18 protein-coding genes and 1 riboswitch are annotated in these 21,521 nt (G+C 66.9%); of the genes, 8 read left to right on the top strand and 10 right to left on the bottom strand.

Annotated elements, in window-relative coordinates:
• Positions 1 to 16: 16 nt before the first annotated feature.
• The 3 genes from QX124_RS03965 to QX124_RS03955 all read left to right on the top strand — a co-directional run bounded on the left by QX124_RS03965 (position 17) and on the right by QX124_RS03955 (position 3,542).
• Positions 17 to 1,213 carry a CoA transferase gene (locus QX124_RS03965; protein WP_315796373.1) on the top strand — a complete coding sequence of 399 codons (1,197 nt, stop codon included), beginning with the start codon at positions 17 to 19 and terminating at the stop codon, positions 1,211 to 1,213.
• A gap of 86 nt (positions 1,214 to 1,299) precedes the next feature.
• Positions 1,300 to 2,286 carry a tripartite tricarboxylate transporter substrate binding protein gene (locus tag QX124_RS03960; RefSeq protein ID WP_315796372.1) on the top strand — a complete coding sequence of 329 codons (987 nt, stop codon included), beginning with the start codon at positions 1,300 to 1,302 and terminating at the stop codon, positions 2,284 to 2,286.
• Between the two features lie 32 nt (positions 2,287 to 2,318).
• Positions 2,319 to 3,542, top strand: coding sequence for an ABC transporter substrate-binding protein (locus tag QX124_RS03955; protein WP_315796370.1), 1,224 nt, complete (start codon positions 2,319 to 2,321; stop codon positions 3,540 to 3,542).
• A gap of 48 nt (positions 3,543 to 3,590) precedes the next feature.
• Here the strand turns inward: QX124_RS03955 and QX124_RS03950 are convergent, their stop codons facing one another.
• Positions 3,591 to 5,300: a sulfatase-like hydrolase/transferase gene (locus QX124_RS03950; RefSeq protein ID WP_315796368.1), complete on the bottom strand. Its 1,710-nt coding sequence runs from the start codon at positions 5,298 to 5,300 to the stop codon at positions 3,591 to 3,593.
• Positions 5,301 to 5,492: 192 nt separating this feature from the next.
• Positions 5,493 to 6,425: a DUF2380 domain-containing protein gene (locus QX124_RS03945; protein WP_315796366.1), complete on the bottom strand. Its 933-nt coding sequence runs from the start codon at positions 6,423 to 6,425 to the stop codon at positions 5,493 to 5,495.
• 174 nt (positions 6,426 to 6,599) lie between these two features.
• Between QX124_RS03945 and QX124_RS03940 the strand changes: the two genes are divergently transcribed.
• Together QX124_RS03940 and QX124_RS03935 are read left to right on the top strand one after the other, a co-directional pair.
• Complete coding sequence (locus QX124_RS03940) at positions 6,600 to 8,024, top strand: HAMP domain-containing sensor histidine kinase (RefSeq protein WP_315796364.1); 1,425 nt, start codon at positions 6,600 to 6,602, stop codon at positions 8,022 to 8,024.
• The gene (locus QX124_RS03935) at positions 8,021 to 8,662 is read left to right on the top strand and encodes a response regulator transcription factor (protein WP_315736899.1); all 642 of its coding nucleotides are present in this window, start codon (positions 8,021 to 8,023) and stop codon (positions 8,660 to 8,662) included. Before QX124_RS03940 ends, QX124_RS03935 begins: the two co-directional genes overlap by 4 nt.
• A 31-nt stretch (positions 8,663 to 8,693) precedes the next feature.
• Here QX124_RS03935 and QX124_RS03930 read toward each other — a convergent pair whose 3' ends face one another.
• Both QX124_RS03930 and QX124_RS03925 read right to left on the bottom strand, forming a co-directional pair.
• Positions 8,694 to 9,002: a hypothetical protein gene (locus QX124_RS03930; protein ID WP_315796362.1), complete on the bottom strand. Its 309-nt coding sequence runs from the start codon at positions 9,000 to 9,002 to the stop codon at positions 8,694 to 8,696.
• Entirely contained in the window at positions 9,002 to 9,859 is an 858-nt protein-coding gene (locus QX124_RS03925; protein WP_315796361.1) for an SDR family oxidoreductase, read from the bottom strand. The genes QX124_RS03930 and QX124_RS03925 overlap by 1 nt, the downstream gene beginning before the upstream one ends.
• A 536-nt stretch (positions 9,860 to 10,395) precedes the next feature.
• Between QX124_RS03925 and QX124_RS03920 the strand changes: the two genes are divergently transcribed.
• From QX124_RS03920 to QX124_RS03910, 3 genes are all read left to right on the top strand, one after another.
• A complete protein-coding gene (locus QX124_RS03920; protein ID WP_315796360.1) occupies positions 10,396 to 11,508 on the top strand; it encodes a DUF2336 domain-containing protein in 1,113 nt (370 codons plus the stop codon).
• A 188-nt stretch (positions 11,509 to 11,696) separates the two neighbouring features.
• A riboswitch (cobalamin riboswitch) is annotated at positions 11,697 to 11,915 on the top strand.
• A 110-nt stretch (positions 11,916 to 12,025) separates the two neighbouring features.
• The gene (locus QX124_RS03915; protein WP_315796358.1) at positions 12,026 to 14,092 is read left to right on the top strand and encodes a TonB-dependent receptor plug domain-containing protein; all 2,067 of its coding nucleotides are present in this window, start codon (positions 12,026 to 12,028) and stop codon (positions 14,090 to 14,092) included.
• 71 nt (positions 14,093 to 14,163) lie between these two features.
• Positions 14,164 to 14,742, top strand: coding sequence for a hypothetical protein (locus QX124_RS03910; protein WP_315796357.1), 579 nt, complete (start codon positions 14,164 to 14,166; stop codon positions 14,740 to 14,742).
• An 82-nt stretch (positions 14,743 to 14,824) separates the two neighbouring features.
• Here the strand turns inward: QX124_RS03910 and ilvC are convergent, their stop codons facing one another.
• The 6 genes from ilvC to QX124_RS03880 form a co-directional block, all read right to left on the bottom strand.
• Complete coding sequence (ilvC, locus tag QX124_RS03905) at positions 14,825 to 15,844, bottom strand: ketol-acid reductoisomerase (RefSeq protein WP_315736892.1); 1,020 nt, start codon at positions 15,842 to 15,844, stop codon at positions 14,825 to 14,827.
• Positions 15,845 to 15,994: 150 nt separating this feature from the next.
• Positions 15,995 to 16,600, bottom strand: a complete 606-nt coding sequence (locus QX124_RS03900; protein ID WP_315796354.1) for a LysE family translocator — start codon at positions 16,598 to 16,600, stop codon at positions 15,995 to 15,997.
• Between the two features lie 229 nt (positions 16,601 to 16,829).
• Entirely contained in the window at positions 16,830 to 17,519 is a 690-nt protein-coding gene (locus QX124_RS03895; RefSeq protein ID WP_315796352.1) for a class I SAM-dependent methyltransferase, read from the bottom strand.
• Positions 17,520 to 17,522: 3 nt separating this feature from the next.
• A complete protein-coding gene (gene ilvN, locus QX124_RS03890; protein WP_315756361.1) occupies positions 17,523 to 18,065 on the bottom strand; it encodes an acetolactate synthase small subunit in 543 nt (180 codons plus the stop codon).
• Positions 18,066 to 18,216: 151 nt separating this feature from the next.
• Positions 18,217 to 19,200, bottom strand: coding sequence for a threonine dehydratase (locus tag QX124_RS03885; RefSeq protein ID WP_315796350.1), 984 nt, complete (start codon positions 19,198 to 19,200; stop codon positions 18,217 to 18,219).
• 224 nt (positions 19,201 to 19,424) lie between these two features.
• Positions 19,425 to 21,194 carry an acetolactate synthase 3 large subunit gene (locus QX124_RS03880; RefSeq protein WP_315736887.1) on the bottom strand — a complete coding sequence of 590 codons (1,770 nt, stop codon included), beginning with the start codon at positions 21,192 to 21,194 and terminating at the stop codon, positions 19,425 to 19,427.
• Between the last annotated feature and the right edge of the window lie 327 nt (positions 21,195 to 21,521).

Raw genomic sequence — 21,521 nt, 5'->3', positions numbered from 1 at the left:
ACAGGTGCATCACGACATGGCCGGGCCACTCCAGGGTTTGCGCGTTCTGGACATCGCGACGATCATCGCCGCACCGTTCGCGGCGACGCTGCTCGCCGACTACGGCGCCGAGGTTCTGAAGATCGAGATACCGGGCCATGGCGACGCTGTCCGCACCTTTCCGCCGTTCAAGGACGGCAAGCCGCTGTGGTGGAAGACCGCCAACCGCAACAAGAGCCTCGCGACGCTCGACCTGCGCACGCCGGAGGGGCTCGCGCTGTTCAAGCGGCTGCTGCCGCGCTTCGACGTCCTGATCGAGAACTTCCGCCCGGGCACGCTCGACCGCTGGGGGCTGACGAAAGAGGTGCTGTGGTCGATCCAGCCGCGCCTCGTCATCCTGCGCGCCACCGCGTTCGGCCAGGACGGGCCTTACCGCGACCGTCCGGGCTTTGCCCGCATCTTCGAGGCGATGGGCGGGCTCACCTACATCACCGGCGAGGCCGAGGGCGAGCCGACCCATCCGGGCTATCCGATCGGCGATGCCATCGGCGGCACGTTCGGCGCACTCGGCGTGCTGGCAGCGTTGTGGAAGCGGGCTGTTGATCCCGAGGCGCCGGGCGAGGAGATCGACCTGGCGCTGACGGAGGCGGTGTTCCGGCTGCTCGACGTGCTGCCGGTCGAGCACGATCAGCTCGGCTTCAGCCGCAGCCGGATCGGCAATGCCAACGGCTACTCGGCGCCGGCCGCGGTCTATCGCACCCGCGACGATCGCTGGGTGACGCTCGCCGGCTCGACCAACGCGCTCTACGCCGCCAATTGTCGCGCGATCGATCGTCCCGACCTGATCGACGATCCACGCTTCGCCGACAACGCGTCGCGGGTGACGCATGCGGCCGAACTCAACGCGATCTTCGCCGCCTGGTGCGCCGCGCATGACCTGGATGATGTCGTCGCCCGCTTCACCGCGGCCAAGGGAACGATCGCGCCGATCTACGCGATCGACCAGATCGCGACTGATCCGCAGGCGATCGCGCGCGAGATGATCACGCGCGTGCCCGACCGCGATTTCGGCTCGGTGGCGATGTCGAACGTCGTGCCGCGCTTTGGCAACGATCCCGCCACGCTGCGCCATGCCGCCGGCGACGTCGGCCAGGACAACCGCGAGATCTACCAGGGCTGGCTCGGACTATCAGACCAGGAGATGGACGATCTCGCCCGCAGGAAGGTGATCTGACGCGGCGCGAGCAAAGACGACAAGGCGCGGCGAAGAACGCGTCGGAGCAGCCCGGACAAGGGATGCAGCAGACAGGGAGACGCGCGATGAGACAACCGACGATGACGCGCCGCGGCCTGCTCGGTGCAGGGGCCGCGCTGGCGCTGGGCTACGGCCATCGTGCACGAGCCGAGGCCGAGTGGCCGACCCGCATGGTGCGGCTGATCTGTCCCTATGGCGCCGGCGGCGCCAGCGACATCTCGCTGCGCCTTCTGGCGGCGGAGTTCGAACATCACCTCGGCCAGCAGTTCATCATCGAGAACAAGCCGGGCGCCGGCAGCCGCATCGCCAACGACCTCGTCGCCCGCGCCGCACCCGACGGCTACACCCTGCTCTACGCCGCCGCGCCCTACGTCACCGCCGAAGCGCTGTTCGGCAAGCTGACCTACGATCCGGTGAAGGACTTGCGCCCCGTGGCCGGCACGGTCGTTGCGCCGATCTTCCTGATGATCAGCGCCAACGCGCCGTTCAAGACGCTGGCCGAGCTCATCGCCTACGGCAGGTCCAAGCCCGAGGGCCTGACCTTCGCCTCGCCGGGTGCCGGCTCGCAGCCGCATCTCGCGGCCGAGCTGCTGTTCCGCGACGCCAAGGTGACCGGCCTCAACATTCCCTTCCGCGGCGACTCGATGGCCTACACCGAGCTGCTCGCCGGCCGCGTCGATGCAACGCTGACCGCGATCAGCACCGCGCTGCCCTACATCCAGGCCGGCCAGTTCCGCGTGCTCGGCGTCGCCGCCACCGAGCCCAGCGCGATCTATCCGCAGGCGCCGCCCCTGCGCGAGCAGGGCCTGCCGAACGTGGTCGCGTCGGGCTGGTACGGCTTCATGGCGCCGGGCGCGACGCCGCAGCCCATCGTCGACCGGCTGTCGAGCGAGATTCTCGCCGATCTCGCAGCCCCCGAGGTGAAGCAGAAGCTGCTCGCCCAGGGGCTCGATCCGCAGCCGCGCGACGCTGCAGCATTCGGCCAGTTCATCGCCGACGAAACCAAGAAGTGGAGCGCAGTCATCCGCGACGCCGCCATCAAGGCCGAGTGAGTTTCACAAAAGATATTCAGGGAGTGGATGTGATGAGGATTGGGACCACCGCGCTGGCCGCGCTTGCTCTGCTGTCGCTCGCGGCAACCGCGCCGGCGTTGGCCGCCGAGAAGAAGTACGATACCGGCGCCAGCGACAGCGAGATCAAGGTCGGGCAGACCGTGCCGCTGAGCGGCCCGGCGTCGGCCTATGCCACCATCGGCAAGGCGCAGGCCGCCTATATGAAGATGATCAACGACCAGGGCGGCGTGAACGGCCGCAAGATCAACCTGATCCAGTATGACGACGCCTACTCGCCGCCGAAGACGGTCGAGCAGGTGCGCAAGCTGGTCGAGAGCGACGAGGTGCTCTTGACGTTCCAGATCATCGGCACCGCGCCGAACGTCGCCGTGCAGAAATATCTCAACACGAAGAAGGTGCCGCAGCTGTTCGCGGCCACCGGCGCCTCGCGCTTCACCGACCCCAAGAACTTTCCTTGGACGATGGGCTTCAATCCGAGCTACGTCGTCGAAGGCCGCATCTACGGCCAGTACATCCTCAAGACCCATCCCGACGCCAAGATCGGCGTGCTCTACCAGAACGACGATCTCGGCCGCGACTATCTCGCCGGCCTGAAGGCCGGGCTCGGCGACAAGGCCGCCAAGATGATCGTGGCCGAATCGTCGTACGAGATCACCGAGCCGACGATCGATTCTCACATCCTGAAGCTGAAGGACGCCGGCGCCGATCTGCTGTTCAGTGCCTCGACGCCGAAGCAGGCGGCGCAGGCCATCAAGAAGGTCGCCGAGCTCGGCTGGAAGCCGGTCCACATCGTCGACATCAACGCCAATTCGATGGGCGCCACCCTGAAGCCCGCCGGGCTCGAGAATGCCAAGGGCCTTATCAGCGTCGGCTACGTCAAGGACCCGCTCGAGGAGGGCTTCAAGAACGACCCCGGCGTGCAGCGCTATCTCGCCTTCATGGAGAAATACTATCCCGACGGCGACAAGGGCTCGAACTTCAACGTCTATGGCTACATCACCGCTGAGCTCCTGGTCCAGGTGCTGAAGCAGTGCGGCGACGAGCTGACGCGAGAGAACGTGCTGAAGCAGGCCACTAACCTCAACCGTGTCGAGCTCGGCATGCTGCTGCCCGGCATCAGCATCACGACCTCGCCGACGGACTATCGCGTCAACAAGCAGTTGCAGATGATCCAGTTCGACGGCGCCCACTGGCAGAACATCGGCGGCATCGTCACCGACACGGCGGCGGAGTAGCAGCGGGCGTTGCAAACACGTTGCCCGGCCGACCTTGGCGTCGGCCGGTCACAGCCCCCGGATCAGCTCGGCGTCGATCAGCATGCGGTTGAAGCGGCGTGCCTCGGCGCCGTCGCCGCAGGCGTAGAACACGCCCTTGCAGCGGAGCATGATGTCCTTCTGCTCGGCAAAGGACGGATCGAGCGGAATGCCGGCCGCCTCCAAGGTGACCAGCGGCAGATAGGCGGCGTCGATCCGATCCATCACGACGGCGCTCTGGCGCGGCTCGAAATTGACGGCATCGACGGCGTAATAGGTCTGATAATAGCGCGGATCATAGCTCTCGAGCTTCTCGCCGATGCCGGCCTCGTCGAGCTTGGGATCGAGAATGTGCGGCGAGAACTCCGGCTGGTGATCGCCGTAGCGCACGATCAGGAACGGCTGGTCGCCGAAGCGCTTCTTCAGGCTGGCGAGGAAGCGCTGATAGTCCGTCGCGCTCATCGCCTGGCGGCGCAGATACTCATCGATCGAAGGCAGATTGCCGGGCGCGCGCCAGGATGGCGTCAGGTCGGGCCGGAACGTCGTCTCCCACGGGAAATGGTTGGCGGCGAGATAGACGAACATGAACAGCGGCTTTCCGCGCGGCCGGTGCTGCATCAGATCGAGCGCGGCATCGTAGAAGAAGCCGTCGGGCTCGACGCCCTTGGCGCCGAGATCGCGCGCGTCGAGGAAGCGGTCGACGCCGACCGTGGTCTGGAAGCTGCGCGCGCTCATGAAGGCGCCCTGCGCGGGATAGAGCGACACCGTATCGTAGCCGCAATTGCGCAGCGCCAGCGGCAGGCCGCGCTCGACCCGGCCGGACGCGATCCGGGTCACGAAATAGGCGAAGCGGCCGAACGAGCGCGACGACAGGCCGGCAAGCACGTTGTACTCGGTGAACCAGCTCGGTCCGCCATTGCTCTCGGCCATGAACTGCCGCGCCTTGCCGTCGAACGACTTGAAGTGGCTGCCATAGCCATCCGGCACCTTGATGCCTGGCGCCGAGCGGATGTCGAAGCTGGATTCGTCGTGGATCAGCACGATGTTCGGGCGCCGTCCGGCCGGATGACAGGAATCCGGGACGAAAGCAGCCAGACTTCGATCAGCCGTGGCGTCGGATTCCATGAAGCCGTTGGCGAGGAAGTCCGACACCGCCGTGACGCCGGAGCGGGCGAATTTCGACAGATAGCCGTCGTCATAATAGCCGCGCCAGGTCTCGTCGCGCCAGTTGAGCGAATACAGCGTGAGCGCGGCAAGGCAGGCGAGCTTGCCGGCCAGCGCCGGCAGCCGCGCGATCCGGAACGGATCCGCCCACCACAGCAGCCCCATCAGCGGCAGCACGACGGCGGCCGCCACCAGCACCGACAGCTTCAGGTTCGGGAAGATCGTGAACAGGAACGCCGCGCTGTCGTGATCGATCAGCATCACGTCGACGAAGTTCGCCGTCATCTGGACCACGGCGTGCTTGAGCTGCGACAGCAGCACCAGCACCACGACCATGGTCAACGCCAACGCGCCGGACACCGCGGGCCGCCGCAGCAGCACCAGCCAGAAGCAGTTCAGGATGCCCCAGGCCAGCACGAAGCCGAGCCGCGAGCCGAAATCGGTCTCGGTGTGCAGCATCAGGGCCAGCGCCGCGACATGCGGCGCGGCGACGGCGGACAGCCGGACGGCCGCGGAGCGTGTTGCGCTCGCCGCGGCGAGCGTGGTGATCGGTTGGTCGTTCGGGGTCAGTGACATCAGGCGGTCGAATGCAGGCGCCCTTCGCCGGCGCATGCCGACAGATCAAGGAAGCCTATCCTGTCATCCGACCGTAATGAAATCGTCACAAATCACAACAGCCCGGATTTACACGGAGGGCGGCGTGTCGTCTCGCGCCACGACGAGAGGTGGCATCACTGCCGTCCTCGCGTACCGATCCTCGCCCTTTTTTCAATTCTGGGTGCCGGTCTCGAGCAGCCGCTCGCGCACCAGACGCACCGCGCCGCGGCTCCATGAATAATTGGCGCCGAGGCGCAATCCGCTGTCACCGGCGGCGACGAGCGCGCCACTGTCGGCCTGGCGGACACGAAAGCCGATGATGTATTCAGTGCGGCCGATCCGCCTGATGATGCCGAGCAGCGATTGCTGGGCGCCGACGGCCCGGGCCGCCCGGGCCTCGCAATCGTCGCACTCACGCACGGGCTGCCCCGGCTTGATCTCGCCGGCCGCGTCCACCAGGCGATAGCGCCCGGACTGCGCCAGCAGCTGCCGCACCGCGTCGGTCGCCTCCTGCAGCCCCTTCTGGTCGGATTCGGTCTCGCCGAGCGCCGCGCCTGCGCTGGTGTCGTCGAGCTCGAACGGCAGCAGCGCCAGCCGGATCGGCTCCGGCGGCGCCAGTGCGTCACGGACCTGGCGCGAAACGAAGATCGCAGCGCGCTGCCAGGCCTCGTCGCTATCGCCGCGGAAGGTGAAGACCTTGTCGAAGACGACCCGATGGGAGGCGACGTCGATGGCCGCGGCGCGCGCCCACTGCACCAGCGTGGAGAGCTTCTGGACTCCGCCGGTGATCACGACGGTTGCGCCGGCCGCGGCCGCCATCTGCAGCCGGGCCTCCGGGGACGCATCGGTGGGACAGGACGGCGCGCAGGACGGGCTGACCGGCCGCAGCCGCGCGTCGGCGGCGACGTCGCTGCGGAGCGCGGCGATGAATGCATCCAGCCGCCGCTGATGCGCTGCGGTCTGATCGACCGGCTCGCCGGACGTGTCGAGATAGCTGAAATCGTCGACCAGCACAGCCGGGACATCGCCGGAGGCGGCGCGGACCGGGCCGGCCGCGAAAGCAAGCGCGAGAACGAGACAACGGACGACGCGACGGTTCGACATGGGATCCCCCTGCAGCGGTGTCTGGCGGTCCAAAGCTAGACGCAGCGGCGCTATGGCCGCAGCGGCCGCGGTCCCGGCGCGGCACGGGAAATTTTCACGACGGTGACGGCGACCAGGCCGCAGCGCTTTTGGCCCAGGCGGTTCTGCCGTTAAATGCCGGCGGGCAGGGCTACCATGGACGTGCCGAAGATGCGGACCCGCTACGACCTCAAATACCGTCTGACCCTGCGCATCTCGGTGGTCTCGGCGCTCTGCTTTGGGGCGATCTGCGCCTATGTGCTGTTCGACACCGACCGCTCGGTGCATGCGCGCAATGAGCGGATCGCCGAGATCACGGCCAGGACGCTGCAATTGCAGCAAAGCAAGATGCATTGGGTCAACAGCCCGCCGGCCGGCTTTCCCGACCTCGATGCGGTCGCTGCCGCCGCGATGCGACCGGGCCTGTGCATCGCCTATCGCGGCGTCGACGGCGCGATCGTGCAGCGCATCTGCGGCGGCGCCGAGGCGCAGACGGACGATCCGCCCCGCGCCTTCGCGATGCTGTATCGGCGGCTGTTCGATCCAGGCCGGGAAGCGGCACGGCCGGTCAGCTTTCGCGGCGAAACGACCGGCGATGCCGTCGTCTGGGCCGATGCCGGCGTCATGACCGCGGAGGCCTGGCGCGAGCTCAGCCGGCTGCTGCCCGTGCTCGGGACGGCGCTGGCGCTGCTGTGCATTCTGGCCTACGCCGCGCTGGCCCGCGCACTGCGCCCGACCCGGCTGATCCGCGCCGGGCTGGAGCGGATCGCGGCCCATGATCTGTCGGCACGGCTGCCGCCGTTCGACCTTGCCGAGCTGTCGGCGATCCGCGATGCCTTCAACCAGTTCGCCGAGGGGCTGGAGACAGCGCTGGCCCAGCGCGGCGAATTGACCCGGCGCCTGATCGCCCTGGAGGACGACGAGCGCCGCCACCTCGCGCGCGAGCTGCATGATGAATTCGGCCAGTCGCTGGCGGCGATCCGGGCGCTCGCGGCGTCGATCCGTCACAGCGCGGCGCAGGATTGCCCCGCTCTGGTGGGCGATTGCGACGGCATCGCGCGCACCGCGAGCGACATGATGGACCAGTTGCGCGGCGCGCTGATGCGGCTGCGCCCACCTGATGTCGACGAGCTCGGCCTCGCCGCCAGCCTCGAAGGCCTCGTCGCCGGATGGAACAGGCGGCAGCACGGCCGCACCGTTTTCGAGATCAGCCTGTCGGGCGGCATCGACCGACTGCCCGGCATCATCGCCACCAACCTCTACCGCATCGCCCAGGAGGCGCTCACCAATACCGTCAAGCACGCCGGAGCGACGCGCGTGCGGCTGCAGCTGACGCTTCAGGACGGGCCGGCGAGCGCGACCGTGCTCACCGTCGAAGACGACGGTCCCGCAGGTGAAGCTCCCGACAAGCCGGGCATGGGCCTGCTCGGCATGCGCGAGCGCGTCGCCTCCATGGGAGGCCAGATGAGCTTCGCGGCCACCTCCGGCGGTGGCGCGCGACTCCGCATCGAGATTCCGGTCCCGGCCTTGCCCGATCTCTCGCGTGCGCCGACCCAGCCGCAAGCGGCATGCGCGGCATGACCGCGCCCGCCGGCACCATCCTGCTGGTCGACGACCATGCCGTGGTCCGCGAGGGCTACAGGTCGATGCTGCAGAAGCAGCCGGGGCTGCGCGTGGTCGCCGAAGCCGCCGATGGCGCCGAAGCCTACCGGCTGTTCAAGGAGGTCAGGCCCGATCTCGTCATCATGGACCTGACCATGCCGGGCGTCGGCGGCATTGAGGGCATCCGCCGCATCCGGCAATGGGATCGTAGCGCGCGCATCCTCGTCTTCACGATGCATGAGAATGCGGGCTTCGCGGTGCAGGCGATCCGCGCCGGCGCCCGCGGCTATGTCACCAAGAGCAGCCCGCCGGAGACGCTCGTGCGCGCCGTCATGGACGTGCTCGCCGGCCGCATCGCGATCAGCCCCGACATCGATCACGAGCTCGCGCTCAGCCGGCTGTCCGGCGAGCGGGCGGCCGCCGACGTCCTGTCCGCGCGCGAGTTCGAGGTGATGCAGATGCTGCTGGCCGAACGGACCACCGACGAGATCGCGTCAGCGCTGCATCTCAGCCCGAAGACGGTTGCCAACCTGCACTCGCTGATCAAGGACAAGCTCGGCGTCGCCAGCGACATCGAGCTGGTACGGCTGGCGCTGCGGCAGGGCCTGCTGACCTGAGCCCGCAGGGCTCACGTCAGCGCAAGGAATGTCAGGAGTCGTTGGTGTCGATCTGCGGCGTCGCGGCGGCTTCCGACGCTGGCTCCGTGACGGGATCATCGATCAGGTGAAACTCGCGCCCGAGCCGGCGCTGCACGCTCATCACGGCGCGGTCGACGTCGCTGATCAGGCTGTCGCCGAGAACGACGTGCGGGATCTCCCAGTTGCGGCCGCTGCGCGCGTCGAGCGCATGAACGGCCGGCACGCGTGCCGTCTCGCACCCCGGCTGCGCGCGAATCTCCTCCTCGACCAGGCGGGTCAGCTCCGCCTGGGTCTTGCCGATGGTCGTCATCGCCGGCATCAGGCCCTGGTCACCGGCGTCAGACCGAGCCGCTTGGCAATGATGCGATCGACGGTCCGCTTCGGAAGCACCCGCACGATCCATTGCCTGATAGCATCGGGCGCGATCTCGTAGCGCACCCTGGGCGCCGGCAGGGTCAAGGCGTCGGCCACCCGCGCGGCGATGGTCTCGGCCGGCAGCCCGGTCTTGCCGAGATGCAGCATGAAGCCGCGAATCTTCTGCAGCGCCGGGAAGAACGGCGAGGCCTGGTACGCCGACAGGTCGACCTCCTCGGCCTTGGCCCAGATCGGCGTCTTCACCGCCCCCGGCGCGATGACGATGACATCGATGCCGAACAGCATCAGCTCGCGGCGCAGGCTCTCGGATAGCCCCTCGACCGCATGCTTCGAGGTCGAATACGGCGCCATCAGCGGGTTGCCGTTGCGGCCCGCGACCGAGCTGATCATCACGATCCGGCCGCGCTCTCCCTTCATGGCCGGATCGGCGCCGAGCAGCGGCGCGAACGCCTGGGTCGCAATGACCGGACCGATGACGTTCACTTCCATCTGATGGCGAAACTGCTCGATCGGCAGCTCCGTCACCGGCCCCGCGACGGCGATGCCGGCATTGTTGACGAGACCGGCGAGCGTCTCGCCCTTGAGCGCCGCTCGCACCTCGCCGGCGGTCGCCTTCACCGCCGCTTCGTCGGTCACATCGAACAGCAGCGGCGTGAAGTTGGCGCTGAGCTCGCTGCGCAGACGGTCTGCATCGGCCTGCTTGCGAACGCTGCCGAACACGTGGAAGCCACGCGCGAGCAGGAGCTTCGAACAGGCCAAGCCGATGCCGGTGGACGCGCCGGTGATGACGACGGATTTCATGGTGACCTCAACGATTTGCGCGGCGATTATCGCACGGGATGCGGCGCGATGCTGGCGCTGATTTTTCGCACGAGGTCATCCCCGCCGAGCCCGCCCCGGAACACCGGGAGACGGCACGCGGCGCATCAACAAGATGGCCGCGGCAAGATTGGGATTTAAGTTTCAATGCTTGGGAGGATGACAGCTGACGTGAGATCGAGGGCAGCGAGCAAACTGGATGAAGGAAGGTCTGTGACCTTATGAGATCATTAACCTTTCCGTTTCGCTGGCCTGTCGTCGCCGGGTCTGTGGGGAGGTGTTTGGGCCTCATTCCATCGCCTGTCCGGCGAATCTCCGGAAGACCGCGCTCCAGCTCGTCGTCCCCCTCTACGCGTATCGCCTTAATTTTCCGTATCCGTGTTTCTCCGGGGTACTACGTCCTCCGACCCTAACGCGTTGTTATCGCCCGTGCCGAAAACTGCTCCGGCCGAGAGCCTTGCAGCGGGATCACAAGCGCGTCGCTGTCGCTCCGGCCATCCGGACAAACGAGCGCGATCGTGTCACAGCCAGAACAGCTTCCGCCTTCAGAACACTCCATCATCACCGAGCTCGAAGAGGCCGTCCGCAGCGGCTCCTCGGCGAAGCGCGTCAACACGCTGCGCCAGGTCACCAATCTGTTCCTGCATGACGGCGAACGCCTCACCGAGGACCAGATCAAGGTGTTCGACAATGTGCTGTGCATGCTGGTCTCGCGAGTAGAGACCCGCGCGCGGGCCGAGCTCTCCAAGCATCTCGCGCCGGTCGACTACGCGCCCGTCGAATTGATCCAGCAGCTCGCCCGTGACGACGAAATCTCGGTGGCCGAGAGCGTGCTGATGCACTCGAGCCGGCTGACCGAGCATACGCTGGTCGAGGTCGCGGCGACCAAGGGCCAGGATCACCTGATGGCGATCTCCAGCCGTCCGCATCTGACCGAGGCGGTGACCGACATCATCGTCGACCGCGGCGAGCGCCGGGTCATCCGCAAGCTCGCCAACAACCAGACCGCGCGCTTCTCCGATACCGGCTATTCCGGGATGATGGCGCATGCCGCGGATGACGACGAGCTGTCCGAGATCATCGGGCTGCGCGTCGACCTGCCCACCAAGCACCTGCGCGACCTCTTGCGCCGCGCCACCGAAGCCGTGCGCGCCAAGCTGATGTCCTCGGCGCCGCCGGCGTTGCAGCAGGAGATCAAGAAGATCCTCAAGGCCATCGCGGACGTCGCGCGCAGCGACGGCGGCCTGGTCGGCCGCGACTTCACGCTCGCCGAAGACGCCGTCAAGCGCATGAAGGGGCTGAACGAGCTCAACGATGCCGCCATCGCCTTCTTCGCCGAGACCCGCCGCTTCGGCGAGGTTTCCGCCGCACTCGGCCTGCTCAACAACGTCCCGACCGAGATGATGGCCAAGGTGCTCGAGGGCCCGCGCACCGACATCGTGCTGATCCCCTGCCGTGCCGCCAGGCTGGCCTGGTCGGTGGTGGCGAAGATCCTGACCCACCGGCCGATCAAGCACGCCATCGACAGCGACACCCTGAAGCTCGCCGAGCGCGACTATGCCCGGCTGTCGCTCGACACCGCCCAGCGCACGCTGCGGTTCTGGATGGTGCATAACAAGGTCGAGAAGTGAGCGGGTGCTCACAAGACGCAATCCTCATCAGCAACGACTCGCGAGCCTCCTCATACTCCGCTGTCGTCCCTGCGAACGCGGGGACGACAGCTATGGTTGTCGCAGGCGGCCGGGCATCATCAAGCCGACCGGCCAGCGTTATCGCCAGGAGATCGCCGGGCGCCGGATTGACTTTGGTGCGCCCGCACTCCTACGGTGATCGTGACGGTGCCCCTCGACCGGGGCTCAAAAGGGAATGCGGTGCCGGATGCGTCTCGCAAGAGACGTGATCGAAGGCCGCAGCTGCCCCCGCAACTGTAAGCGGCGAATCTCGCGTCATAGGCCACTGGGAAATCTCGGTCCCGGGAAGGCGACGTGGAGGTGATGACCCGCGAGCCAGGAGACCTGCCGTCAGCCGTGGTCACACGCGAGGATGCCGGTCGGGGCGTTATTGGCATCGTTTTCAGGCAGGTCTGCAAAGGTCTGCGTGAGACCTCGTTCGCGGTGACGTGCCACTGACGTCATGCCGAGGTCACTCGTGTCTCCCGTTCCCCATGCCAGGCGGCATCGCGCCGTTCTGTCGTCGCTCTGCGTCCTCGCGTCGTTTGCGCTGCTCGGTGCTTTCCCGGCAGCCGCGCAGCAATCCGCCTCCCCCAACCTTTTGCCGCCGGTCGAGGTTGACGCGCCGCGCAAGCCGGTTGCCGCAGGGCCGGCGGTGTCCGGCGGTTCTCCAACCCGCAACGCCGCGCGACGGCAGACGCCGGCTGCAAAGCCGGCAGCGCCGGCCAGCGCCCCCGTCGCCGTCAGCCCGACCGGCGTTGTGACGCCGGTCGCCAACGTCGCGAATGCGATCACCGTGGTGACCGACAAGGATATCGCCGCGCAGCAGGCCCGCACCGTGCCGGACATCCTGAGCACGGTCCCCGGATTGAACATCGTGCAGGCCGGCGGCCCGGGCGGCCAGACCAACGTCTTCATGCGCGGCACCAATGCCAACCACACCAAGCTCATCATCGACGGCATCGACGCAGGCGACGTCACCAACGGCAACGGCGCGTTCGATTTCGCGCATGTGCTCGCCGCCGACATCCAGCAGCTCGAGGTGCTGCGCGGGCCGCAGAGCGGACTGTACGGCTCCGATGCCATCGGCGGCGTCATCTCGGTGATCACGCGCAAGGGCGACGGACCTGCGCGGGCGACCGCCTCGATCGAGAGCGGCTCGTTCAAGACCTTCAACCAGTCAGCCGGCGTCAGCGGCTCCCAGGACAATGTCAACTACGCAGTCAACGTCGCGCGTCTGCACGCCGGTGACGTTCCGGTGACCCCGTGGCAATTGCTGCCTGCGGGGCAGAAGGCCATCGGCAACGCCTACGACAACGTCACCGCCTCGTCCAAGCTCGGCGTCGATCTCAACGAGGCCTGGACGCTCAATTCGGTGGTCCGCTACACTGACGCCACCCTGCTGTTCACCGGCGACAGCGGCTTTCCCAGCTTTCCCGACGCCGCCCAGAGCAACCACACCATCCATCAACTGGCGACGCGCGAGGAAGCCGTATGGTCGCTGCTCGGCGGCCGCATCAGGAACTACTTCGGCGTCAACTATGTGAACAACTGGTCGTCCGATCTGACGGCCGGCAATCCCGTCGCCGCGGTCGCGACCGGCGAGCGCATCAAATATGACTGGCACGCGGTGACCGAGCTCGCCCCGCGCAACAACCTGATCGTCGGCCTGGAGCAGCAGACCGAACGGCTGAAGACCACCGACCTTTCGGCCGAGAACGGCAACAAGGCCGGCTTCGTCGAGCTGCAGACCGAGTTCGCGAAGCGCTGGTTCGTCGTGGCGAGCCTGCGCAACGACGTCAACGACCAGTTCGGCGGCCATGGCACCTACCGGATCGCGCCGGCGGTGATCCTGCCGGTCACCGAGACCAAGCTGAAGGCGAGCTACGGCACCGGCTTCAAGGCACCGACCTTGAGCCAGTTGCACCAGGATTTCCCGGCGTTCAACTTCTTCGCCAATCCCAACCTCCGGCCGGAGCAGAGCGCCGGCTACGATGCCGGTTTCGAGCAGCCGCTGTTCGACGATCGCGTCCGCTTCGGCACGACCTACTTCCACAACAGCATCACCAACCTGATCAATTTCAACGCGACCTTCACCTCCTACGCCAATGTCGGCCTCGCCACCACCGAAGGCACCGAGAGCTTCGTGACGGCGCGGCTCACCGATCGGATATCGCTGCGCGCGGACTACACCTTCACCCGCGCCGTCGACGCGGCCACCGGCCAGCAGTTGCTGCGCCGGCCGAAGGAGAAATGGAGCGCCACCGCCACCTGGCTGCCGATCGATGCGCTGAGCCTGTCGGCCACCTTGCTGCGGGTCGGCGACTGGCTCGATGTCAGCCGCGACGGCATGACCACCGGCCTCGTCGCACCCGGCTATGCGCTCGTGAACCTGCGCGGCGACTACGCGCTGTCCGACCAGGTCAAGGTGTTTGGCCGGATCGATAACCTGTTCAACCGTCACACCCAGAACCCGACCGGCTTCCTGGCGCCCGGCTTCGGCGTGTTCGGCGGCATCCGGCTCGCGAGCTTCGGCGTGCAGTGACGCAGACCTCCCGAAGCGGCTGACAGCCGCCTCAAAACTGGACTACAATTGCAACAACAGGAGATGGTTCCATGACTCTCGACGTCCTCGCCCCCTCTGGTTCCGAGGCTCGCCTCGCGCCCGTCCCGCCGCGGCATGCAGCCGCGTTTTGTTTCGCGCTGCTGACGACCGCCTGTGCGCTGGCGAGCTTCGTGTTCGCCTGCGCGACGCCGTTTGCGGCCTTCGCCGTGATTGCGGCCGCCATGCTTCCGCTGCGCACGGCGCTGCCGGTGATGCTCGGCGCCTGGCTGGTCAACCAGGGCATCGGCTTCGGCGCCCTGCACTATCCGGTCGATGCCAATACGCTGGCCTGGGGCGCGATGATCGGCGCCGCCGCGCTCAGCGCCACTGCCACGGCCCGGGGCGTGCTGCAGGCTCTGCACGCAAGCCCGGCTCCGCTCGCCTTTGCCGCCGCTCTGCTGGGCGCCTACACGGCGTATGAGCTGGTGCTGCTGGCCGCCACGCCCGCACTCGGCGGTGCCGCGAGCTTCACGCTCCCGATCGTCGCCCGCCTCGGCCTGACCAGCGCCGCCTGGCTCGTCGGCCTGGTCGCTGTCAGCGAGATCGTCCGCCTGCTCGCGCCGCTGGCCTCACGCCGCGCGACGTCCTGAAACAGCCTAAGGACTCACCGACCAAACAAAAACGGCGGGCCTCGGCCCGCCGTTCTCAATTCTCAGCAAGTCCTGCGCGAACTCAGTTCTTCGACTTGTCGACCAGCGCGCCCTTCTTGATCCAGGGCATCATGTCGCGCAGCCGGGCGCCGACCTCCTCGATCGGATGCTGGGCGAGCTTGGCGCGGGTCGCCTTGAACGAGGTCTGGTTGACCTTGTTCTCCAGCATCCAGTCGCGTGCGAAGCGGCCGGACTGGATGTCGCCGAGCACCTTCTTCATCTCCGCCTTGGTCTCGGCCGTGACGATGCGCGGGCCGGTGACGTATTCGCCATATTCGGCGGTGTTGGAGATCGAGTAGTTCATGTTGGCGATGCCGCCTTCATAGATCAGGTCGACGATCAGCTTCACCTCGTGGAGGCACTCGAAATAGGCCATCTCCGGCGCGTAGCCGGCCTCGGTCAGGGTCTCGTAGCCGGCCTTGATCAGCTCGACCAGGCCACCGCACAGCACCGCCTGCTCGCCGAACAGGTCGGTCTCGCACTCTTCCTTGAAGGTGGTCTCGATGATGCCGGCGCGGCCGCCGCCGATCGCCGAGGCGTAGGACAGGCCGAGGTCATGGGCGTTGCCCGAGGAATCCTTGGCGATCGCAATCAGGCACGGCACGCCGCCGCCGCGCTGGTATTCGGAGCGGACGGTGTGGCCGGGGCCCTTCGGGGCGATCATCAGCACGTCGAGATCGGGGCGCGGGTCGAGCAGGTTGAAATGCACGTTGAGGCCGTGGGCGAACACGAGCGCGGCGCCCTGCTTCATGTTGTCGTGCAGGTGCTCGCGATAGATGTCGCCCTGCAGCTCGTCCGGGGTCAGCATCATCACCAGGTCGGCCCATTTGGCGGCCTCGGCGACTTCCATCACCTTGAAGCCGGCGCCCTCGGCCTTCTTGGCCGAAGCCGAGCCCTTGCGCAGCGCGATCGCGACGTCCTTGACGCCGGAATCCTTCAGGTTGAGCGCGTGGGCGTGGCCCTGGCTGCCGTAGCCCACGATGACGACCTTCTTGCCCTTGATCAGGTTCAGATCGGCGTCGCGATCGTAGTAGACACGCATTGTCGTTTCCTCTTTGAGATGGCCGGAATTGGCTGAAAAGTCAGACGCTTGGGTGAGGCACGGGCGGCTGCGCCCGGACGAAATCCGGCCCGTGTCTAGAGCATTTTGGGCGTGGTTGGAAACCCCGATCTCGCATGGCGGCCGCCTCCCTCATGCGTCCATGAAGACGGGATAGAGCGAGGCGAGCAGCAGCACGGCCATCAGGATGTTGAAGCCGCGCACCGCGCGTTCGGAACTCAGCAGCGGCCGCAGTGCGGTGCCGAACAGGGTCCAGGGGATGGTCGAGCCGATCGCCATCACGAAGCTGATCCCGACCTGCAGCGCGACATTGGCAGGGAAGCTGGCGATCGCGGCATAGGCGGTGATGGTGCTGATCACCATCACCCAGCCCTTGGCGTTGACCCACTGGAACAGCGCCGCGCCCCAGAACGACATCGGGCCGCGCGGCGTCGTGTCGTCATCCGGCTTGGCCGATCCGGAGAACGCGATCACCACGGCGAGATAGATCAGGTAGGCGGCGCCGAGATATTTCAGCACCTCCTGCAGCACCGGATAGGAGATGAACACCGTAGCGAGGCCGAAGCCGACGGCCCCGACCATGAAGGCGAAGCCGAAGCTGACGCCCATCATGTGCGGCACCGTGCGGCGGAAGCCATGGGTCACGCCCGACGACAGCAGCATGATGTTGTTCGGCCCTGGCGTGAACGCCATCACGAAGGCGAAGGTGACGAAGGCGATGAGGAGCTGCTGGGACATTCTAATGAGTTCTCTCCGCACGACGACTCTTCACCCTCCCCTGGAGGGGGAGGGTTGATCGCGCATGCAATGCGCGATCGGGGTGGGGTGGGCCCCAGACATAGCTCCGGCGTGGAGGCATCACTCCACCCCGGCTCACATCGCAGCTTCGCGCGATGTGAGCCGACCCTCCCCCTCCAGGGGAGGGTGGCAGCGTGCCCACTTCACCGTCGTGCAAAAACATCAGCGCCTAGCCCTGCCCCGCCGGCTTCTGCAGCACGTAGGTGGCGTGCATCGGCGCGTGGTAGTCGGCGGAGACGGTCACGAATCCGACCTCGGCGAGCATGCGCTCCATCACCCAGGCGAAGGTCGAGTTCTCGTCACGCATGTGGGTGATGACGCTGTCGCGAGCGAGGTCGTGGTTCTTGATGTTGAAGTCCGCCCACTGCTCGACCGAGCGCTCGGCGCCGTCGGGCATGCTGACATAGACGATGTCGCGCAGGAAGAACTGCGCGCCGGGCTTCAGCGCCGCGAAGATCCGCGCCAGCGCCACCGCCTTCCAGAAATCCGGCAGATGGTGCAGCGTGAACTCGCTGGCGATGAGATCGTACGAGTTCGGCTCATAGGCGAACGACAGCAGGCCGGCCGAATGCATCCGCACCGCGGTACGGCGGTCGCGGCTGTAGATCCGGGTCAGCGCCAGCATCGCCGGCGAGATGTCGATGGCGTCGACCACCGCGCCCAGCAGCGCCGCTTCGGTCGCCAGCACGCCGTTGCCGCAGCCGATGTCGGCCACCCGCCAGCCCGGCTTGACGCCGAGCATCGTCAGAGCGGCGCGCGCGCGCTCGTCGGCATCATCGCCCGAGCCATAGATCGAGGCCACGGCATGGTCGAGCCCGATCCGGTTGCGTTCGTTGTAGTACCAGTCGCGCGCCAGCATGGCTCACATCCCTTCCGATCCCCGCCCGATCGCCGCAATGCCGGTCCTGGCGACTTCCACCAGGCCGAGCGGACGCATCAGATCGATGAACTGACTGATCTTGTCGGTATTGCCTGTGATCTCGAACACGAAGCTTTCCGTGGTGGCGTCGATCACCCGGGCGCGGAACGCATCCGCCAGCCGCAGCGCCTCGACGCGCGGCTCGCCGGTGCCGCGCACCTTGACCATCGCGAGCTCGCGCTCGATCGCGCGCTTGGTCAGCGTCATGTCGACGACGCGGTAGACCGGGATCATGCGGTCGAGCTGATGCTTGATCTGCTGGATCACCATCGGCGTGCCGGTCGTCACGATGGTGATGCGCGACAGATGCTTCTGGCTCTCGGTCTCGGAGACGGTGAGGCTCTCGATGTTGTAGCCGCGGCCCGAGAACAGGCCGATGACGCGCGCGAGCACGCCGGGCTCGTTCTGCACCAGCACCGCAAGCGTGTGCGTCTCGTTCGGATCGTGACGCTCTTCCATGAAATAGGCCGATGCTGGCTGGTTCATTGGTGTCCCCTTGTTCCCTCTGCCGTCATGCCCGCGCAGGCAGGCATCCGGTCGACGCCGGCCGTCGTGAGACTCACGATTGCCGCCGCGTACTGGATCGCCCGGTCGCGCCGGGCGATGACAGTGGTTTGTGTGGCAGGCCGGGTGCGCATCATGCGGCCCCCGCTTCGGCATGCGTGGCCGTCGGCAGCACCCAGCGCCTGAACAGGTCGAGATCGATGTTGCCGCCGGTCAGCACCAGGCCGACGCGCTTGCCGGCGAGCCTGCCCTTTTCCTGCAACGCACCTGCGAGCGGTGCCGCGCCGGCGCCTTCGGCGAGATTGTGGGTGTCGGTCCAGAGAATGCGCACGGCCTCGGCGATCTCGGCGTCGCTGACCTGCACGATGCGCGAGGCGCCTTTAAGAATGATCGCCAGCGCATCGGCATCGGGACTGCGGGTGGCAAGGCCGTCGGCGTGCGTATCGGCGCTGTTGGTCGTCACGACGGTGCGGGCCGCAAACGACAGCGCGTAGGACGGCGCCTCGGTCGATTGCACGCCGACGATCTCGGTCTTCAGGCCCAAGAGATCACGCGCCAGGATGCAGCCGCAGATGCCCGAGCCCTGCCCGATCGAGACGTAGAGCACGTCGAGATCGGGCGCGCTGCGGAACAGCTCCAGCGCGTAGGTGGCGACGCCGCGCACGAGATCGGGATGGAACGACGGCACCATGTGCAGGCCGTCGCGCGCGGCGTGGCGGCCAGCCTCCTCGCGCGCCTCCTGGAAGTCGCTGCCGTGCTCGATCAGCTCGGCGCCGAACGCCGCCATGGCGCGGTTCTTCTCGACCGAATTGCCACGCGGCACATAGATCGTCACCGGCAGGCCGTTGCGACGGCCGGCAAACGCGACGCTCTGGCCATGATTGCCGCGCGTCGCGGTGATCAGGCCGCGGACGTCCGGATGCGTGCGCTTGAGGTTGTCGACATAGACCAGCCCGCCGCGCACCTTGAAGGCGCCGGCCGGCGTGTGGTTCTCGTGCTTGACGACGACATGCGTCCCCAGCCGCTGCGCCAGCAGCGGCCACGCATGCGCCGGCGTCGCCGGCACCGCGGCCGCGACGATGGCGTGGGCGGCTTCGAGCTCGGCTAGTGTGAACACGGCCGCCTCCTCATAACGACTGTCATGCCCGCGAAAGTGGGCATCCAGTACCCACCAGCAGTCGTGAGAGCCACGGCTGCCGCGGCGTACTGGATCGCCCGGTCCCGTCTTCGCCAAGGCTTCGACGAGGCCGCGCGTTCAGGGCGCGCCGAAGCTCTAGCGAAGGCGGCAAGCCGGGCGATGACAGCGGAGTGTTGGGTTGGCATCGCCCTCACGATCAGTCCTCACACCAGCGCCTTGCCGCCGGCGAACGCCGCGGCCGGATCGCTCGCCTCGGCGGGCAGGATCATCTCGTTGTGCGCCTTGCCGGACGGAATCATCGGGAAGCAGTTCTCCAGCGCCGCGACGCGGCAGTCGAACAGCACCGGCTTCTTGACCGAGATCATCTCCTTGATCGCGCCGTCGAGATCGCCGGGTTTGCTCACCTGCAGGCCGACGCCGCCATAGGCTTCCGCCAGCTTGACGAAGTCCGGCAGCGCCTCCGAGTAGGAATGCGACAGCCGGTTGCCGTGCAGGAGCTGCTGCCACTGCCGCACCATGCCCATGTACTGGTTGTTGAGGATGAAGATCTTGACCGGCAGCTCGTACTGCACGGCCGTCGACATCTCCTGCATCGTCATCTGCACCGAGGCGTCGCCGCCGATGTCGATGACGAGGCTGTCGGGATGGGCGACCTGGACGCCGATCGCGGCCGGCAGGCCGTAGCCCATGGTGCCGAGACCGCCCGAGGTCATCCAGCGGTGCGGCTCCTCGAAGCCGTAGAACTGCGCCGCCCACATCTGATGCTGGCCGACCTCGGTGGTGATGTAGGTGTCGCGCCCGCGCGTCAGCTCGAACAGCCGCTGGATCGCATGTTGCGGCATGATGACGTCGCGGTTCGGCTTGAAGGCGAGCGAGTTGCGCGCGCGCCAGGTGGCGATCTGCTGCCACCACGCCTTGATGTCGGGCTTCTTCGCCTCGGCCCTGAACACCTGCAGGATGTCGGCGAGCACGTCGCCGCAATCGCCGATGATCGGCACGTCGACGCGGATGTTCTTGTTGATCGAGGACGGATCGATGTCGATGTGGATCTTCTTCGAGTTCGGCGAGAACGCGTCGGTGCGGCCGGTGATGCGGTCGTCGAAGCGCGCGCCGACGCACAGCATGACGTCGCAATCATGCATCGTCATGTTGGCCTCGTAGGTGCCGTGCATGCCGAGCATGCCGAGCCAGTTGGTGCCCGACGCCGGATAGGCGCCCAGCCCCATCAGGGTCGAGGTGATCGGGAAGCCCGTGACCTCGACCAGCTCGCGCAACAGCTTCGAGGCCTCGGTCCCCGCATTGATGACGCCGCCACCGGAATAGATCACCGGCCGCTTGGCGCCGGCCAGCAGCGCCACCGCCTTGCGGATCTGCGTCGCATCGCCCTTGACGCGCGGGGCGTAGGAGATGTGCACGTCGGACTTGCGCGGCGGATGATAGGTTCCGGTCGCGAACTGCACGTCCTTCGGCACGTCGACGACGACCGGACCCGGACGGCCGGTGGTCGCGACGTAGAATGCCTCGTGCAGCACCTTGGCGAGATCGTTGACGTTGCGGACCAGCCAATTGTGCTTGGTGCAGGGCCGGGTGATGCCGACCGTGTCGCACTCCTGGAACGCGTCGTTGCCGATCAGATGCGTCGGCACCTGGCCGGTGATGCAGACCAGGGGAATCGAATCCATCAGCGCATCCGCCAGCGGGGTCACCATGTTCGTGGCGCCTGGGCCCGAGGTCACCAGCACCACGCCGGGCTTGCCGGTCGAGCGGGCATAGCCCTCGGCAGCATGGCCGGCGCCCTGCTCGTGGCGGACCAGGATGTGCTCGACCTCGCTCTGCTGGAAGATCTCGTCATAGATCGGAAGCACCGCGCCGCCGGGATAGCCGAAGAGGTGCTGCACGCCGTGGTCGATGAGCGCGCGCACGATCATCGCGGCGCCGGTCATCTGGTTCGGATCGTGGCTCTTGTCGGTCATGGCAGGCTCCGGATCGCTTCTGTCAGCGGCTTGTCGTCTTGGTCGGTCGGGTCTAGCGGATGGTTTCGGTCAGTGGCTCGGCTGGTCGGTTCGATGGCTTCCGGGCAATAAAAAAGGGCCCTGGAAGGCCCTGCGCACCGCTCGGATCATGGATGGCCGCTAGCCATCCCCGGCGATGCGCCTGGGTACGACCACAATAAGGAGGGCGGTAATAATGTTGCGCATGGTGCCGATCGAACTTCCCAAAGGTTGCGCGAACATAGCCACGGATGCCCCGATGTCAAGGCAAAGCGAGCTCATGAGCGCGATTTTGTCAGATTAACGCGG

The sequence above is a fragment of the Bradyrhizobium sp. SZCCHNRI3043 genome (genome assembly GCF_032377735.1).
GTDB lineage: Bacteria > Pseudomonadota > Alphaproteobacteria > Rhizobiales > Xanthobacteraceae > Bradyrhizobium.
This window is presented reverse-complemented; position numbering and strand designations above follow the sequence as displayed.